General features: G+C 43.5%; 15 protein-coding genes. 10 read left to right on the top strand and 5 right to left on the bottom strand.

Annotation, left to right across the window (positions count from 1 at the left end; translation table 11 throughout):
• Positions 1–190 precede the first annotated feature (190 nt).
• Complete coding sequence (locus MHH93_RS02625; protein WP_500052659.1) at positions 191–1,078, top strand: cation diffusion facilitator family transporter; 888 nt, start codon at positions 191–193, stop codon at positions 1,076–1,078.
• 86 nt (positions 1,079–1,164) lie between these two features.
• Here MHH93_RS02625 and MHH93_RS02620 read toward each other — a convergent pair whose 3' ends face one another.
• Both MHH93_RS02620 and MHH93_RS02615 read right to left on the bottom strand, forming a co-directional pair.
• Entirely contained in the window at positions 1,165–1,635 is a 471-nt protein-coding gene (locus MHH93_RS02620) for a ferritin family protein (protein WP_500052658.1), read from the bottom strand.
• A 107-nt stretch (positions 1,636–1,742) separates the two neighbouring features.
• On the bottom strand, positions 1,743–2,183 hold the full coding sequence (locus MHH93_RS02615; RefSeq protein WP_500052657.1) for a hypothetical protein: 441 nt from the start codon (positions 2,181–2,183) through the stop codon (positions 1,743–1,745).
• Positions 2,184–2,637: 454 nt separating this feature from the next.
• On the opposite strand from MHH93_RS02615, the gene MHH93_RS02610 reads away from it, so the two are divergent.
• Positions 2,638–3,360: a DUF421 domain-containing protein gene (locus tag MHH93_RS02610; RefSeq protein WP_500052656.1), complete on the top strand. Its 723-nt coding sequence runs from the start codon at positions 2,638–2,640 to the stop codon at positions 3,358–3,360.
• A gap of 81 nt (positions 3,361–3,441) precedes the next feature.
• On the opposite strand, the gene MHH93_RS02605 is transcribed toward MHH93_RS02610, so the two are convergent.
• Entirely contained in the window at positions 3,442–4,734 is a 1,293-nt protein-coding gene (locus MHH93_RS02605) for an alkaline phosphatase (RefSeq protein ID WP_500053306.1), read from the bottom strand.
• 362 nt (positions 4,735–5,096) lie between these two features.
• Here MHH93_RS02605 and MHH93_RS02600 point away from each other — a divergent pair, with 362 nt between their 5' ends.
• The 3 genes from MHH93_RS02600 to MHH93_RS02590 all read left to right on the top strand — a co-directional run bounded on the left by MHH93_RS02600 (position 5,097) and on the right by MHH93_RS02590 (position 9,923).
• Entirely contained in the window at positions 5,097–6,911 is a 1,815-nt protein-coding gene (locus tag MHH93_RS02600; protein ID WP_500052655.1) for a glycoside hydrolase family 43 protein, read from the top strand.
• A gap of 232 nt (positions 6,912–7,143) precedes the next feature.
• Positions 7,144–7,458 (top strand): ArsR/SmtB family transcription factor, encoded by a 315-nt coding sequence (locus MHH93_RS02595; protein WP_500052654.1) that lies wholly within the window; start codon positions 7,144–7,146, stop codon positions 7,456–7,458.
• Complete coding sequence (locus MHH93_RS02590; protein WP_500052653.1) at positions 7,455–9,923, top strand: FAD-dependent oxidoreductase; 2,469 nt, start codon at positions 7,455–7,457, stop codon at positions 9,921–9,923. The genes MHH93_RS02595 and MHH93_RS02590 overlap by 4 nt, the downstream gene beginning before the upstream one ends.
• Before the next feature lie 162 nt (positions 9,924–10,085).
• On the opposite strand, the gene MHH93_RS02585 is transcribed toward MHH93_RS02590, so the two are convergent.
• Positions 10,086–10,211, bottom strand: a complete 126-nt coding sequence (locus tag MHH93_RS02585; protein WP_500052652.1) for a hypothetical protein — start codon at positions 10,209–10,211, stop codon at positions 10,086–10,088.
• A gap of 77 nt (positions 10,212–10,288) precedes the next feature.
• Here MHH93_RS02585 and MHH93_RS02580 point away from each other — a divergent pair, with 77 nt between their 5' ends.
• The 5 genes from MHH93_RS02580 (at position 10,289) to MHH93_RS02560 (ending at position 15,224) form a co-directional block, all read left to right on the top strand.
• Positions 10,289–10,873, top strand: coding sequence for a TetR/AcrR family transcriptional regulator (locus tag MHH93_RS02580; protein WP_500052651.1), 585 nt, complete (start codon positions 10,289–10,291; stop codon positions 10,871–10,873).
• A gap of 157 nt (positions 10,874–11,030) precedes the next feature.
• The gene (locus MHH93_RS02575; protein ID WP_500052650.1) at positions 11,031–11,900 is read left to right on the top strand and encodes an NAD(P)-dependent oxidoreductase; all 870 of its coding nucleotides are present in this window, start codon (positions 11,031–11,033) and stop codon (positions 11,898–11,900) included.
• A gap of 29 nt (positions 11,901–11,929) precedes the next feature.
• Positions 11,930–12,982 (top strand): LLM class flavin-dependent oxidoreductase, encoded by a 1,053-nt coding sequence (locus MHH93_RS02570; protein ID WP_500052649.1) that lies wholly within the window; start codon positions 11,930–11,932, stop codon positions 12,980–12,982.
• Between the two features lie 63 nt (positions 12,983–13,045).
• Positions 13,046–13,996, top strand: coding sequence for an alpha/beta hydrolase (locus tag MHH93_RS02565; protein ID WP_500052648.1), 951 nt, complete (start codon positions 13,046–13,048; stop codon positions 13,994–13,996).
• A gap of 259 nt (positions 13,997–14,255) precedes the next feature.
• A complete protein-coding gene (locus tag MHH93_RS02560; RefSeq protein ID WP_500052647.1) occupies positions 14,256–15,224 on the top strand; it encodes an ROK family protein in 969 nt (322 codons plus the stop codon).
• 174 nt (positions 15,225–15,398) lie between these two features.
• Here MHH93_RS02560 and MHH93_RS02555 read toward each other — a convergent pair whose 3' ends face one another.
• Positions 15,399–16,193 (bottom strand): helix-turn-helix transcriptional regulator, encoded by a 795-nt coding sequence (locus MHH93_RS02555; RefSeq protein ID WP_500052646.1) that lies wholly within the window; start codon positions 16,191–16,193, stop codon positions 15,399–15,401.
• Positions 16,194–16,259 lie beyond the last annotated feature (66 nt).

Genomic DNA, 16,259 nt, shown 5'->3' with positions numbered 1-16,259 from the left:
AGTAGGCCACCTTCCTCGTACCCATTAAACACCTAAGTTTGCCAAATCCAACTTTTTTGGATTCTCTAAAAAAAATTGCCGCTTTCAGATTATGTTTCGTCACACTCAAAACGTTTCTCTAGACCCACACAAATCTTCAATGATACCATCATACAGGTGCTCGAAATGAAGATTGCAGGAGGATTTCAATGTGGATCAACTCAAATACGATAATTTAAAGCTGGGGGAGCGCGGAGCGATCATCAGCATTATCGCATACATATGTTTGACCGTATTAAAACTGATCATTGGCAACATGGCCGGATCAGAAGCGCTTAAGGCAGATGGATTAAACAATGCCACCGATATTGTGGCCTCGATAGCTGTACTCATTGGTTTGAAGCTTGCCCAACGTCCAGCGGACAAAGATCATACCTATGGTCACTGGAGAGCAGAGACCGTTGCGTCACTTGTTGCTTCTTTCATAATGATGGCGGTAGGTTTACAAGTACTGTTTGAAGCCATTGGTTCTGTGTTCCAGGGTACACATGAATCTCCGGATATCATCGCCGCGTACACAGGCATATTCTGCGCCTTAATCATGTATCTGGTCTATCGCTATAACAAGAGACTTGCTACACGTATTAAAAGTCAGGCGGTCATGGCTGCAGCTCGTGATAATATCTCCGATGCCTGGGTAAGCACCGGTACGGTCATTGGGATCGTGGGTTCCCAGTTCGGTCTACCCTGGCTGGACCCTGTAACAGCTGTCATCGTAGGATTCCTGATCTGCAAGACCGCTTGGGACATTTTCAAAGAAGCTACACATCATCTGACCGATGGTTTTGATGTTGAATTGATACAAGAATACAAAAAGACAATTGCCGGAATAGACGGTGTAGAGAAGGTTAAAGACGTAAGAGCCCGCAATTATGGCAATAATGCTGTCGTGGATGTTGTTATCACCGTACATGCTGAGCTGGATCTTCAACAAGCACACGATATCTGTACGGACGTAGAGAACGAGTTAATGGAGGAGCATGATGTGTACACCGTTCATGTTCATGTGGAACCTGAAATGTTGAAAGAGTGCATTTGATATTAAGTTTTTTAAAAAAAATTCGGCACAGCAAAGAACCAGTGAGCTTTATTTATTCACTGGTTCTTTGCTTATTCCATACATGACTATCTCGGCAGATTGTAGGTAATCAGATTGTTATATTTATCTGCATGTTTCTGCTCGTCCAAGATGATTCCCCACACCGTGTCTTTATAGATTCCATAAGGAAGACCGAACCATATTTTTCTATACTTTTCGACGGCTGCCAATTCACCCTGAAATGCCTTTTGCAGTCCGACAAGATAAGAGTTGACCGTTTCAACCGGCTCACTGCTTACACCCGAAATCTCCTGACCTGTCAGATCCTTGTACATTTGTCGAAACATTTGGTTATGTCCGCGTTCATCATTGCGGATGCTCGTGATAATGGCAGCTTGGTTGGCATCAGGTGCCAATCGAATCAGTGAATCATAGAACATCTCATCGTTTCGTTCTCCCTGCACAGCCGTTTTGATTAATTCAAGTGCTTCGGCTGATGATGTTGCCCATACCGGAGTAAAAGTGTACCTGAAACCATACGGATATGTCACATACATTACGAATCCCTCCAAGACCAATATGAGTTAAGATATGCACGTATGCCTATCAACGTTAACCCATATCATCTGACCGGTCTTATTTAATCGAAAGCTTCAATGGAACTTTACTTGGTATATCTCAATATTTTACTGTAACCATAAGCAATAACAAATGGCAGGAGGTATGATAAAAAGGTCCAAAAAATGTTCCATCCATTAAAATAAATGACATGTCCCATCATTTTGGCAACCCACTCAATTAAGGTCAGCGACATTGATGCAACAAGGATCGCTAACCATGGATTGGCCCCTTTTACTAAAATCATATACATCATCAGACAACCAGCAATCGGGTAGATTCCAAGATCCATTGGAAGAGCCGCATAGGATTGGTTCCGTGTATTCGGGAGAATATTCCAGAAATAATTGAATCCCACACTGTTGATACAGGCCGAAACAGCTACGCCGAGTGCATAATATTGAATAAGGATTGTAAAGTTCCGACGCAGAATCCATACACCCAATATAAGGGGAATGACCATACCCAACAGAATGTTTCCTATCATGCATTTTTCCTCCAAAGCTTGTTCCTTCTATAGTTCAAAATAAGCCGCATCACTCCGTTGTCTTCTCTTCCAGAAGACGATCCACCTTATCTGTAAGTGCATCCAGTTTTTTGTCATAATGCTTATACGTAAAGAAACCAATGATTGCTTTGACTGCAAAAAAAAGCACCGCAGCAATGACAATGAGTAGATAATTGTGGCCAACCTGTCTTAACCAATCGTTGACTGCATTTATCGGATTTCTCTCCCTTCAATGCTAGTGGTGTTTTATAAGGTAACCAACTCCATGAGATATAATGCATATTAGCAAACTCGTAACAGCATGTGTGACTTGCAATCAATATCGTGAAGCTTCTCAAAACTTCTGACCTGGTCATCCTCACACAAGGCAACATATTTAAGGTTAATTCTGTGAATACTCAGAAAAGGTCCATAGTATTTAACGAGTGAAAGGGTGCTGGTAGTGTACGAACATCTTATCATCTTCATTCGAAGTATCTTTGCCTTCATGCTTCTATTGGGTATTGCACGTATATTGGGAAAACAAACGTTGTCTGATATGAATTTTCATGAATTTGTTACCGCAGTCATCATGGGAGCCATAGCTGCCAATCTAGCTTTTAACGAGAAAATAGAGGTCACACATCTGATTATTTCTCTAATTGTTTTTACCGGAACCTCTTATCTGTTATCGAAATTAAATCTGAAAAGCAGAAAAATTCGCTTATTGGCTGAAGGCTCACCTACCGTATTAATTGAAGGGGGTAAAATTCTTGAAAATAATCTCGCCAAAAATAAACTGACATTGGATTCCTTAAACCAAATGCTAAGACAGAAAGATATTTTTAACATGGAGGAAGTGGAATACGCTTTACTCGAAGTGAATGGACAAGTTTCAGTTATGAAAAAAGCTAAGTATAGAACGGCTACGGTTGAGGATGTCCATAAGAAGGTAGAATCCAATCCTGAACGCATGCCCGTGGAGTTGATTATGGATGGGGAGATGTTAAGCAAGAATCTTGAATTGAATGGCATATCTGATAAGAAATTAGTAGAACAGCTTGAATCGCAAAATAAGAACATAAGTGATGTATTCTATGCGGTAAAAGGAAGCGACGGCAGAATCTATATGGATTATTACGAAGATCGAATCAAACATCCCATTGATGTTGAGTGAAACCCTCAGGAATGAAAAAAATCCCTACTCTTCAGATGAAAGAAGAGTAGGATAATTGTAAGCTACTGAATTACTCTCGAATTATTGGTGCTTGCTGAGAATATCAAATATGATCTTGGCATTATCTGTGTTGTCAATCAGTCCCGCGAAGCGATGACTTGCCGGGCCGTAGGCATAGACCGGAACATCTTCACCTGTATGTCCACCAGTTGTCCAGCCCGTAAATGAACGGTTATCAATAATCGCTTCAATGGCATTATCAATCTTCGTTACATCCGCACTTTTGGCTGCTTCTTTCACCGACAGAATCTCTTCCGGCATAAGCTCCAGTTTCAGATAACTTTTCAGTGTTTCTTCAACCGAAGCACCCTTTGCAATTTGTGCTGCCATGAAGTCTGGCGTCCGCAGTGCAGCTTTGATCGGGTCTACGAAGAAGTTGTATTCCCCGTCTTTTCCAAGGGTAAGTCCGCCTGTGGAGTGGTCGGCAGTAGCTACGACAAGTGTTTCGCCGTCTTTTTTGGCAAAGTCAATAGCTGCCTGAAATGCTGCTGCGAAATCTTCCATTTCACTCATCGCGCCAACGATATCATTATCATGTCCTGCCCAGTCGATTTGGCTGCCTTCGACCATCAGGAAGAACCCTTTGTCGTTCGAACTAAGGCGATCAATCGCTGTATTGGTCATCTCAGCCAGTGATGGAGTTGCAGCACTACGATCAATCAACTTGTCCAGACCTCCGTCCGCAAACAGTCCAAGAACTTGTTGATTCTTATCCGCAAGGAGAGAGGTTCGGTCCGTCACATAGCTGAATCCGGCCTTTTGAAACTCTTTTGTCAGGTCACGACCCTCGCGTACAAAATTGGATTTCCCTCCACCCAGAAGTACATCCACCTTATGCTTGCCATTAATCAACTCATCATAATAATCGTCCGCAATCGCATCCATATTTTTTCGACTGATATCATGGGCACCGAATGCAGCAGGTGTGGCATGAGTAATTTCCGATGTCGCCACAAGTCCGGTAGCCTTGCCGTTTTCTTTTGCCTGCTCAAGTACGGTTTTGACTTCCTTCTGTTCAGGGTCAACCGCAATGGCCGCATTGTAGGTTTTCACACCTGCCGACATGGCTGTTGCTGCGGAAGCGGAATCCGTCACATTTTGTTTATCATCATCCGGATAGGTCATTTGTGCCCCAACCAGATAAGGGTCAAATACGGTTTTGTCCATGCCCTTTGTCGAAGGATCATCTTTCATATAACGGTAGGCGGAAGTGTAAGAGGTGCCCATGCCATCCCCGATGAGGAAGATGATGTTCTTAATTTGTTTTTTCTCCACACTTACAGCTTGAACGGCACTTGCTTGTCCCGCAGACAAGAGAGTAGAAGCCGATACAGCCAGAGTCAGCGCTACCGTTGGTAATACTTTTTTGGATAATTTCACAATAATTCCTCCTCGTCATATCTCAAAAACAAAAATGAATGCATGAATCTATATTCATTTGTTCATCATCCAAAAGGTTAGCATTTATTTGTAAATAAAAACCAAGAGTTTTGTATACCCGAGGTAAAATAAAGGCGATAGGTTAATTCATTGCACGAGGAGCAAGTCAAACATACGAGATACAAAAATATATTCATTCCGCTGTTTTTGAAGTATGATACATCATAAGTAGAACGCTTTCATTTTTAATTACTGTGAATATAAAGTCAATTTCATTCTCAGGAGGCTCTTTACCATTGACCAAAACAACTACAAATTATGACGGGTATCTCTTTGTACATTTTATAGGCGAACAACCAGACGGAGAGCAGGTTTATTTCTCCTATAGCGAGGATGGTCTTCACTGGAAGGATCTAAATGGCGGATTGCCTGTGCTGTTTTCCGATCTTGGAGAAAAGGGGGTAAGGGACCCGTTTCTGATTCGTTCCGCCAAGGAAAATAAATTTTATCTGATTGCTACGGATCTCCGCATCGCAAGCGGTAAAGGATGGACTCATGCCGTTAATGCCGGGAGCCGTGACGTAATCATATGGGAATCCAGCAATCTCGTGAACTGGTCTTCCCCATGGAACGTCACATTAGGTGTTGAGGGGGCTGGATGTGTCTGGGCACCGGAAGCTGTGTATGATGAAACAACAGATGAGTTTCTCGTATTTTGGGCTTCTGCAACGCAAGAACCTCAGGAGCAAGAACGAAAGCAAAAAATATATAGTGCTCGTACAAAAGACTTTCGTACGTTCTCGGCATCGGAAAAATACATTGAGCGGCACAATCATATTATTGATACAACGATTCTTCCAGCCGCGGGCTCTTACTATCGATACTCCAAGGATGAAACAACCAAAAACATACGAGTAGAAAAAGGAGACTCTCTCGACAAAGACGCATTCGTTACGCTGCAAGCGCCGGTACTAGAGGCATTGGCAGGAGTGGAGGGACCTCAAATCTTTAAATTCAATGATCGAGAAGAGTGGTGCCTGATTGTTGATCGATTTGCTGAAGGCAAGGGTTATCTTCCTCTGCTGACTACAGATCTGGGAAGCGGAGAATTCCGAATCGTACCTGATGGTGATTTCAATATGGGCACAACTCAAAAGCGGCATGGAAGTGTCCTGCCAATCACAGCTGCCGAGTGCAGCCGGCTTCTCGCGGCTTTTGGGGATGGTCATCAGGTGCTTCCCGGACAGTATGCTGATCCTGATGTCACACAGTTTGAGGATCGTTACTATATGTATCCGACAACAGATGGCTTCGAGGGGTGGTCGGGGAAACAGTTCAAGGTGTTTTCTTCTTCAGACCTGAAGCATTGGCAAGACGAAGGCGTAATCCTTGATCTAGGAACAGAGGATGTCCCCTGGGCAACCGGTAATGCCTGGGCACCGGCAATTGCCAGCCGGAACGGAAAGTTTTATTTTTATTTCTGTGGCAAAATGCTAAGCGGCGAGAGTGCCATTGGCGTTGCTGTAGCCGATAAACCGATGGGTCCTTTTTTGGCTGAGTCACAGCCTTTAATCACAATGGAGCAGTTGAAACGTCTGGGCATTACCATGGGCCAAGCTATTGATCCCTCCATCTATGTCGAGGATGACGGAAGACCGTATCTGTTATTTGGCAATGGACATGCTGCCATTGTGGAGCTTGGTGAAGACATGATAAGTGTAGTGGAGGACACCATGAGCAATCTGGCGGGCTTGCATGATTTTCGTGAGGCGGTAACTGTACTAAAGGAGGATGGACTATACCACTTTACGTGGTCCTGTGATGATACAGGCAGCGAAGATTATCATGTCAATTACGGTACGGCAGAGCAATTATACGGTCCTATTACCTATCGTTATCCGATTCTGAACAAAAATGTCGACAAGGACATGCTGGGCACAGGTCATCACTGTATATTTAATGATTCCAAAACGGGTCAATACTGGATTGCCTATCATCGTTTTGTCACGCCACTATCCAGATTTTGCTCTGGAAAAGGTTATCACCGTGAAACATGTATGGACCCGCTTCTGTTTGGTAAGGACGGACTAATTCAGCCTGTTATACTCTAATATAAGACGTCAGTTGAATCGCTATTTTATGAAGAACGCATACACTTTGAAACGCCTGTCAGAATTCGCTTTTAGCGGTTTTGGCAGGCATTTTTGTCATGCACCTAATACAAGCCAAACCGTAGGGTTGAGGAGGGGATGTAACTTATTGAACTCCTTCATTTGAGAATGAATTTGACATCCATATCAATAAAACGTATTATTACGATATAACGATTTAGGAGGAATACTTTTGAACACTCCCGCTTTTGACAGCAATAGTATTAAACAGTTCGATGAACCTGCTAATATGCTGAAAGCCTTGGCTCACCCCATTCGTTTATGTATAGTGCGGGGATTAATGCAGAAGAAGAAATGTAATGTTTCATATATGCAGGAATGTCTGGATCTTCCCCAATCTACCGTGTCACAACACCTCCAGAAGCTTCGTAGTGCAGGGATTGTTGCTACCGAACGGAATGGTCTTGAAGTGAATTATGTGCTGGCCGATCAACGGGTGGAACAGATTATCAAAACTTTATTTGAAAAGGATGATTGTGAATCATGAGCAAAAAAGTACTCATTGTTGGCGGTGTAGCTGGAGGTGCATCTGCAGCTGCACGTCTTCGCCGTCTGGATGAACATGCCGAGATTATTAATTTTGAGAAAGGACCCTATATCTCATTTGCCAATTGTGGCTTGCCTTATTATATAGGTGGCTCAATTGCGGATCGAGAGCGTCTGCTGGTGCAAACGCCAAAAGGGATGGCTGATCGTTTTCGTATCGATGTGCGTACAAGAAGTGAGGTTGTAGCTATTGATTCGCAGAAGCAAGTGGTTAAGATACAATCCCAGGAACGCGGTGAGTATGAAGAGAGCTATGACGAGTTGATATTGTCACCAGGTGCCAAACCGCTCATTCCCGATCTGCCGGGTAAGGACAATCCGCTAATTTATACTGTACGAAATATTCCAGATATTGATCGGATCAAAGACCAGGTAAATTCTTCTAACAACACGTCTTCGATCGTCATAGGCGGTGGATTTATAGGCGTGGAAATGGCTGAGAATTTAAAGGAAGCGGGTCTGGATGTAACGCTGATTGAGGGAAACGCACAAGTACTGACACCATATGATACCGAGTTAGCAGCCGCATTGGCACAGGAAATGGAGAATCATGGTGTGAACCTGCTATTTTCCAAGCGTGTTCAGGGATTCCATTCCTTAGAGCAGGGTATAGGGGTTGAACTTTCGGATGGTCAGACGCTAACAGCTGACATGGTTATTCTCGCGATAGGCGTCACGCCAGACACCTCTTTTTTGAAAGATAGCGGCATTTCGCTGGGTGCACGTGGACATATTATCGTAAATGAAGCTCTAGAAAGCAGTGTGCCACATATCTATGCTGTTGGGGATGCCATCGAAGTAACGGAAACCATTCATGGTACGAAGGCAACGATACCTCTTGCCGGACCTGCCAACAAACAAGGCCGTATCGTTGCCGACCGTATCGCCGGACTACATTCTACCTATAAAGGAACACAAGGCACGTCCATTATCAAAGTTTTTGGAATGACCGCAGCCACGACAGGCAGTAACGAGAAAACACTACAGCGTCTCGGCGTGGAATATCAAACCGTTATCGTACACCCTGCTTCTCATGCATCGTATTATCCGGGTTCGAGCGCAATTACTCTTAAGCTGCTGTTTACTCCAGAAGGTAAAATTTTAGGCGCACAAGCCGTCGGTTATGATGGCGTGGATAAACGAATTGATGACATTGCTGTAGCTATTCATTTTGGAGGACATGTCCGGGATCTGACAGAGCTTGAATTGAGTTACGCGCCGCCGTATTCTTCTGCCAAAGATCCGGTGAATATGGCTGGATATGCAGCAGAGAATATAATCACAGGACGTGTTCAGACGTTCACTTATCATCAACTGGCTGATCGTCAGCCGGAGCAGTCGATACTTCTGGATGTTCGCAGTGAAATCGAGCATCAAAATGGTCATATTCCGGGTTCACTCTCTATTCCAGTCGATGAGCTTCGTGAGCGGTTAGATGAATTAGACCCATCCAAAGAAATCTGGCTATACTGTCAAGTCGGCTTGCGTGGTTATACAGCTTCGCAAATTCTGCGTCAGCATGGCTTTAGCGTGAAAAACTTGAGTGGTGGTTATAAAACGTACCGTCAAGCCCAGTTTAAGCCCGCTCCATTTACTGCTGCAAAACAAGATCATTATGAAACTGCGCTTGACGTTAAGGAACAGGAGTCCATTCCCACTGACTCGACACAGCCGCAACGCATTGATCATGACTTGAACGTATGCGGATTGAGTTGTCCTGGTCCGCTAATACAAGTGAAACAGAAAATGGATCAACTCTCGAACGGTGAAACCCTTCGGGTGAAGGCTTCCGATCCAGGCTTTTATGAAGATGTCAAAGCATGGGCCTCGATGTCGGGTTCCACAATCCTGCAGTTGGAAAGAACGAAGGGCGGAACCATTGAGTCTGTCATGGTTAAAAATACAGCACAACCCGTATCGGATGCCCCCGTCAGCGATCCTGCCAGCACGATGGTTGTGTTCAGTGGCGATCTGGATAAAGCGATTGCCTCACTGATTATTGCAAATGGGGCAGCAGCCAGTGGACGGAAAGTAACACTATTTTTCACATTTTGGGGATTGAGTATTATTCGTAAATCACAACCGCAGAAGTTATCCAAAACGATGATTGGTCGTATGTTTGATATGATGTTACCTCGCGGCAGCCAGAAGCTTGGCATGTCCAAAATGAATATGCTTGGAGCAGGCCCGAAGATGATCCGTGGTTTGATGAAAAAACATCAGGTACCTTCGTTGGAAGAATTGTTAGAGAGCGCAATTGCTCAAGGAGTAGAGATCGTTGCCTGCCAAATGTCCATGGATTTAATGGGAATCCAACGTGAAGAATTAATCGAAGAGGTTAAGATCGGTGGGGTCGGTTATTATCTTGGACAAGCCTCACAAGCCAATCATAACCTGTTTATATAAAAAATGATCAAGTTGATTCATGTATAATATGAAAAGAGATCTTCCGCAATGAATGCCGAAGATCTCTTTTGATTGGTTTATAACAAAGTTATTATGCGAATGACATTTCATATTCATGATAGATTAGAGCAACAATCCATTTACAAATTATTGATATGTTATCTACTGTCCACCTGTATTCGAAGCCCAGACAGGATACCAGCCCAAAGCAGGATTTTCATTGTTGCACAGCACCAGATTGCCGTCAGTTTGCATGATGAGCACATTACCTCTTAAAATGGCTGGCACATTGTCTTCTCCGTACTATCTACAAAATTCTTTTCTGGACTGATCAGTTCAGATATGTTATATTTCTGAAACGGGAGGTGTTACTTATCGCCAGGACAAAAGAATTTGACAAAAATCAAGCGTTACACCAAGCGATGCTGTTGTTTTGGAAAAAAGGCTACGAGGCTGCCAGCATACCGGATTTATTAGCTATGATGGGCATTAGTCGATCCAGCCTTTATGATACGTTTTCCGACAAGCAAACATTGTACAGAGATGCCCTGGAGCATTATAAAAATGGGAGTTTCAATAAACAGACCATTCTTGAACAAGCATCAAACGTTAGAAATGGAATTCTTCAATTTTTTGAGTATCATATTGCTTCAGCATACGATACAAGCCTGCCGGGCGGATGTTTTGTAACGAATACAGCTACAACATTGGAGTCACCAGATGAACAGATCAATGTCTTGATCCAGACTAGTTTTTCGGATTTGGAACAAGCTTTTTGTAAGCTACTGGAGAAGGGCCAACAATCGGGAGAGATAGATAAAACAACCGATATCCAAACATTGTCTTATTTATTGCTGAATCTACATCAAAGCATCAATATTATGGCAAAAACGGGTCAGAATCCAGAACGTGCCAGAAAAATGATTAGCTTTTTAATGGCAGGTATATAATTTTTTTTGACAATTCCGGAATGATTGTTCCGATATAATATTCGTCATATTTTGAAGTTTCATTTGAAGAGTCTATGTAAGACTATAATTTTTTTGATCATTCTGGAACATTCATTCCGTTATCAAAAAATCCATCACAAATAAGGAGATGCATCCAATGAAAGTATCGTTTATTGGACTTGGAAACATGGGACTTCCAATGGCACAAAACCTGTTGAACGCAGGGCATGAATTAGTCATCTTTAATCGAACCGCTGAAAAAGTTGAAACCTTACTAAAACAAGGAGCACGGTATGCCAAAACACCACTTGAAGCAGCGAAAGAAAGCAATCTTGTCATTACCATGTTATCTGATGATGCTGCTTTGAAGGAGATTGTTGAAGGACCCAATGGCGTACTGAACGGATTATCTGAAAATGGAATTCACGTATCTGCCAGTACGATCAGCGTGGATCTGGCTCGGAAATTATCCGCTATGCATGCGGAGAGACAGCAACACTTTGTGTCTGCCACCGTAATGGGGCGCCCGGATGCTGCTAAAGCAGCTACATTGCGTATTATTTTAGCTGGTCCGGAACATGCAAGACAACAAGTACTTCCCATGTTAACAGCACTAAGTCAAGAGGTATTTGAGATTGGGGATCATGGCGAAGAAGGTAACATTGTCAAAATAGGAGTTAACTTTCTAATTGCTTCAATGCTGGAGGCTTTGTCGGAAGCTCAGCTCATGGTTGAAAAGCACGGTATTAAGCCGTCCCGATATATGGATGTTGTGAATGCTCTTTTTCAATCTCCGGTATATCAGAACTATGGATCGATCATGACCGAAAAGCGCTTTGAACCAGCCGGTTTTAAAATGAAGCTCGGCTTAAAGGATGTTGCATTGGCTATCGAAACCGCCAAGTCCGTTCAAGCTCCTCTACCTTTAGGTCAGCTTATCCATCAACACCTGACTGAAGGAATTACCCGTGGATATGGTGAGTTTGATTGGACCGCTTTAATTCGTTGTCTTGAGCATTCCTCTTAAGGAGAGAAAAATATAAGGAGAGATTATTTATGGAAATAGGAGTTACTTCATTCGTAGAAACAAAGCCCGATACTGAGACTGGTGTTGTCATGAGTCACGCACAGCGATTGCGAGAAGTCGTCGAAGAGATCGTTCTTGCAGATCAGATGGGACTTGATGTGTTCGGCGTAGGTGAGCATCACCGTGAAGATTATGCGGCTTCTTCACCGGCAATGGTGTTGTCCGCTGCGGCGCCCCTCACAAAACGAATTCGATTGACAAGTGCTGTGACGGTGCTTTCTTCGGCAGATCCTGTCCGTGTGTTTCAGGATTTTGCCACGCTTGACGGTCTCTCCAATGGACGTGCCGAGATTATAGCTGGCCGGGGTTCCTTCATTGAATCCTTTCCGCTATTTGGTTATGACCTGAATGATTACGAGGATTTATTTAATGAGAACATTGAACTGCTTCTAAAGTTGCGGGATTCCAAGAAAGTAACATGGAGTGGAGGCCATCGACCAGCGATACATAATCTGGGGGTGTACCCGCGCCCTGTCCAGAATTCTTTACCTGTCTGGATCGGAAGCGGAGGCACTCAGGAGTCTGCCATACGTGCTGGAATTCTAGGTCTACCCCTAGTTCTGGCAATTATCGGTGGAAATCCATCGAAATTTGCGCCGCTTGTACAAATGTATAAAAAAGCGGCAGCTCATGCGGGTCATGATGTATCACAGCTTCGAGTAGGCTCACATTCTATCGGATTTGTTGCAGAAGATACGGAAAAGGCCGCAGAACTCTTTTTCCCGTCCACTCAGTACGGCATGAATAAACTCGGCAAAGAGCGAGGGTGGGCATATTATGATCGTTCCAGCTATGATGCTGCCCGCCGTTCTGATGGTGCGTTGTATGTAGGTAATCCGGAGACAGTTGCTCAAAAAATTATTCATCTGCGCAAACATGTAGGAATTACACGTTTCATGATGTATGTCCCTTTAAGCACGATGCCACATGAGTTGGTAATGCGGGCTATTGAATTGCTCGGTACAGAGGTTGCACCGCGAGTACGAGAGGAAATTTCCAAATGGGAAGCTGAAATGAGATAAGAATGAACTGAAATAACCTACATGATCAAATTCATTATCATTATTATATTTGGAGGAATTATCATGATTGAGACACGGATATTACCAGAATTAAGAGAGGTATATTCACAATTTCCAGGCTTTAAATTGGAGGAGAATTTAGAGTGGAGCAGAAGTTTAGTAGCGGCTACCTCTGTGAAGAGCTCAGAGCAAGTTACCACAACATGTCGGAAAATTCCGAGAGAAGGAGGCGAGATGCTGGTCAAAATATATGAGCCGGCCAACCGAACGAATGATTTACTACCAGCCATGTTATGGATTCACGGGGGCGGATACGTATTAGGACATCCAGATATGGACGACAAATTGTGCGAACGTTTTGTTCAGACAGCAGGATGTATTGTCGTATCAGTCGATTATAGGCTCGCTCCCGAGCATCCTTATCCTGCAGCGATTGAAGATTGTTATGCTGGATTGGTATGGATGACGGTGGAGGCAGCAACGCTTGGCATTGATGTGAATCGGGTTGCCATTGCCGGTGCTAGCGGTGGTGGCGGGCTGACAGCAGCACTAGCGCTGATGGCACGTGATAAAGGAGGTCCGACGATTATCTTTCAAATGCCATTGTACCCGATGTTAGATAATCGTAACATCACGCCATCTAGTCATGAGATTATAGAAGAGGGTTCAATCTGGAACCGAACGGACAACGTGGCTGCCTGGAATATGTACCTTGGTGAGAGGAACGATGGCAGTGGGAGTTCTTCTTACGCAGTACCTTCGAGAACAGAGAACTTGGCCGGATTGCCGCCAGCCTATACTTGTGTAGGTCAGCTCGATCTATTTCGGGACGAGACGATGGACTATGTGGCACGATTAGCACAAGCAGGTGTGGATGTTGAATTTCACCTCTATCCAGGTTGCTTCCACCTATTCGAAATTCTGGCTCCGGAAACAGAAGTGAGTCAGCGTGCTGTTAAGGGTTATATGGATGCAATGGCTCGTGCACTTCATCCCAGTAGCATCCTTGAATAAGGATTAATGCGACAGAACCTTTGTACTTAAAGAAAATTGATAATAGTAAACTATACTCCTAAGAAGTCACTAATGTAGTGACTTCTTTTGTTTGGAGAACGCTTGTTCAATTTCAAGGTCTGAACCTATACTATAGTGAGTCACTCTGACAGGACGATTGAGTTATGGAGCAGGTTGAGCATATGTAGTGTTGGATGATCCATCGAATCAAGTAGGGTAACGTTTCTTAATATCAAATTAAATGAGAGCGGAGATTATTATGCAAAAATACATAATCGGAATTGACTTGGGTGGAACCAATATAAAGTCCTCCATTTTCACCCTGGAGTTTCAGAAAATTCATGAAAGAAGCGACGCCACGGAGGCGGAAAAAGGACCCTTTCATGTATTAAACCGAATAGTAGACATTATTCAAGAGATGCTGTCTTCTGAGGGAATCCAGCCCGCTTCAATTCTGTGCATGGGTATGGGCATTCCTGGATTATTAGATCCCGAGCATGGACTATCCATATTTTCACCTAATTTTCCAGACTGGGAAAACATTCATGTCGTGAACTATATGAAAAATCATTTTGAATTTCCCGTTTACATCGACAATGATGTTAGGGTAAATCTGTATGGTGAATGGCAGTTTGGCGCAGGCACCGACTACAAAAACTTGATATTGATAACGTTAGGAACTGGTCTGGGGTCTGGTATTGTCAATGAGGGAAAAGTCCTCTACGGTACTACATCAAGTGCAGGCGAGATCGGACATATGAATATGTACCGGGAGGGTCGGCCTTGTCGTTGTGGGAGTTCAGGCTGTCTGGGGAGATACGTGTCTGCGATAGGAATCGTCAAAACCTTTACAGACAAACTGGAGGAGGGCCGTTCAAGTATGATTCTGGATTGGGTAGGAGAGGATTGGACGATAATCACTGCACGTATGATCTCTGACGCATATGATCTTGGAGATTCACTTGCTGTTGAGGTCATGCATGAGACCGGAAAAATTCTCGGATTTGGTCTTTCCAATGTAATCAATCTGTTCAATCCGGAAGTAATTATTGTTGGTGGAGGAATGTCGGCAGCGGGTGATCGATTACTGAATACCGTACGTGACACTGTTGAGCAACATGCCTTAAAGCTTTCATCTCGTGCATGTAAAATAGTACAAGCGAAATTGGGTGGGCAAGCAGGAATGATCGGCGCGGCTGCATATGCCAAAAACAAGATGTCATTATAAAGTATCACAATATGATAATTGATCAATTATGCTTGATAATATGTCATTGCATCATACAGTCTAAAACCTTAACTTAAAATGACAGCAGAGAACGCTAATAAGCCGGATGACTTTATACCAATTGCATGGCTAAGTTATGTGTAAACGTCATTGGACAGAGTGGGAGAGTGGGATTTATCTCTCAATTCTGTTCTGGCGGCCGGGCTCTTCAGGTCGTTTATGAAACTGTTTAGGCGAGGAACCGGTCATTTGTTTGAATTGCCTGCAAAAATGCTCGACATTACGGTAACCGCATCGATCCGCAATCTCTGAAACCGTATACAGATGATGTCTGAGATATTCTTTGGCCAGACGTATTCGGCTATGAATAACATCCTCCATACACGAAAGACCAAATGATTTCTTGTACATCAATTGCAGGTATCCCGGACTGACGTTTATGGTCTTCGCCATTTCTGTTATTGTCCAAGGATGGCTGGGATGGTTATGAATTGCCGTTCGAAGCTTTAACAAAGGATAGTGCTGAGGACTAATATCCACTTGGACACAAGACTCAAGCAATTTATTGAACAAGGTTCGCAACAGGCAATTGATGGACGACTCCCTGTGATCGTTCTGAAAAGAATGCTCTGCAACAAGCAATTGGAACAGCTTATGACAAAATTCAGGATCATCTAATGGAAATGGTTCGCCCTTCGGTAGGGAAGATTCGGTTACATACATCTCATCACTTTCAAAACGAATCCAATCATTCACATATTGCTCCGTGCAAGAGCGGTAATATATTTTCTGATGAGGTGGATATAGAACGGCACAATGAGGCGGATAATCTATCAGTTTCCCGCCCACCCAGAACTGTGCCGGAGTCTGCGTAACAACTAACAACCAGCAATCATGACCTTCTGGAATATCAAACACAAACGGATGGTTATGGGCAGCATCATATTCAACGTAAAAAATAGTATTCATTGTTCTTCACCTTTACCATGCAGGTTATGGAATAAATAGAGACACTTTTGGAACATTGTAGTTATT

It is taken from the genome of Priestia sp. FSL H7-0729, from assembly GCF_038005685.1.
Lineage (GTDB): Bacteria > Bacillota > Bacilli > Paenibacillales > Paenibacillaceae > Paenibacillus.
The sequence above is the reverse complement of the archived record's forward strand: the minus strand, read 5'-3'. Positions and strand labels throughout refer to the sequence as shown.

Coding starts and splice junctions, on each gene's coding strand:
- MHH93_RS02620 (WP_500052658.1), bottom strand. CDS start 1,635: ATGTATGTGACATATCCGTATGGTTTCAGGTACACTTTTACTCCGGTA.
- MHH93_RS02615 (WP_500052657.1), bottom strand. CDS start 2,183: ATGATAGGAAACATTCTGTTGGGTATGGTCATTCCCCTTATATTGGGT.
- MHH93_RS02590 (WP_500052653.1), top strand. CDS start 7,455: ATGAGCAAAAAAGTACTCATTGTTGGCGGTGTAGCTGGAGGTGCATCT.
- MHH93_RS02575 (WP_500052650.1), top strand. CDS start 11,031: ATGAAAGTATCGTTTATTGGACTTGGAAACATGGGACTTCCAATGGCA.
- MHH93_RS02570 (WP_500052649.1), top strand. CDS start 11,930: ATGGAAATAGGAGTTACTTCATTCGTAGAAACAAAGCCCGATACTGAG.
- MHH93_RS02565 (WP_500052648.1), top strand. CDS start 13,046: ATGATTGAGACACGGATATTACCAGAATTAAGAGAGGTATATTCACAA.
- MHH93_RS02560 (WP_500052647.1), top strand. CDS start 14,256: ATGCAAAAATACATAATCGGAATTGACTTGGGTGGAACCAATATAAAG.
- MHH93_RS02555 (WP_500052646.1), bottom strand. CDS start 16,193: ATGAATACTATTTTTTACGTTGAATATGATGCTGCCCATAACCATCCG.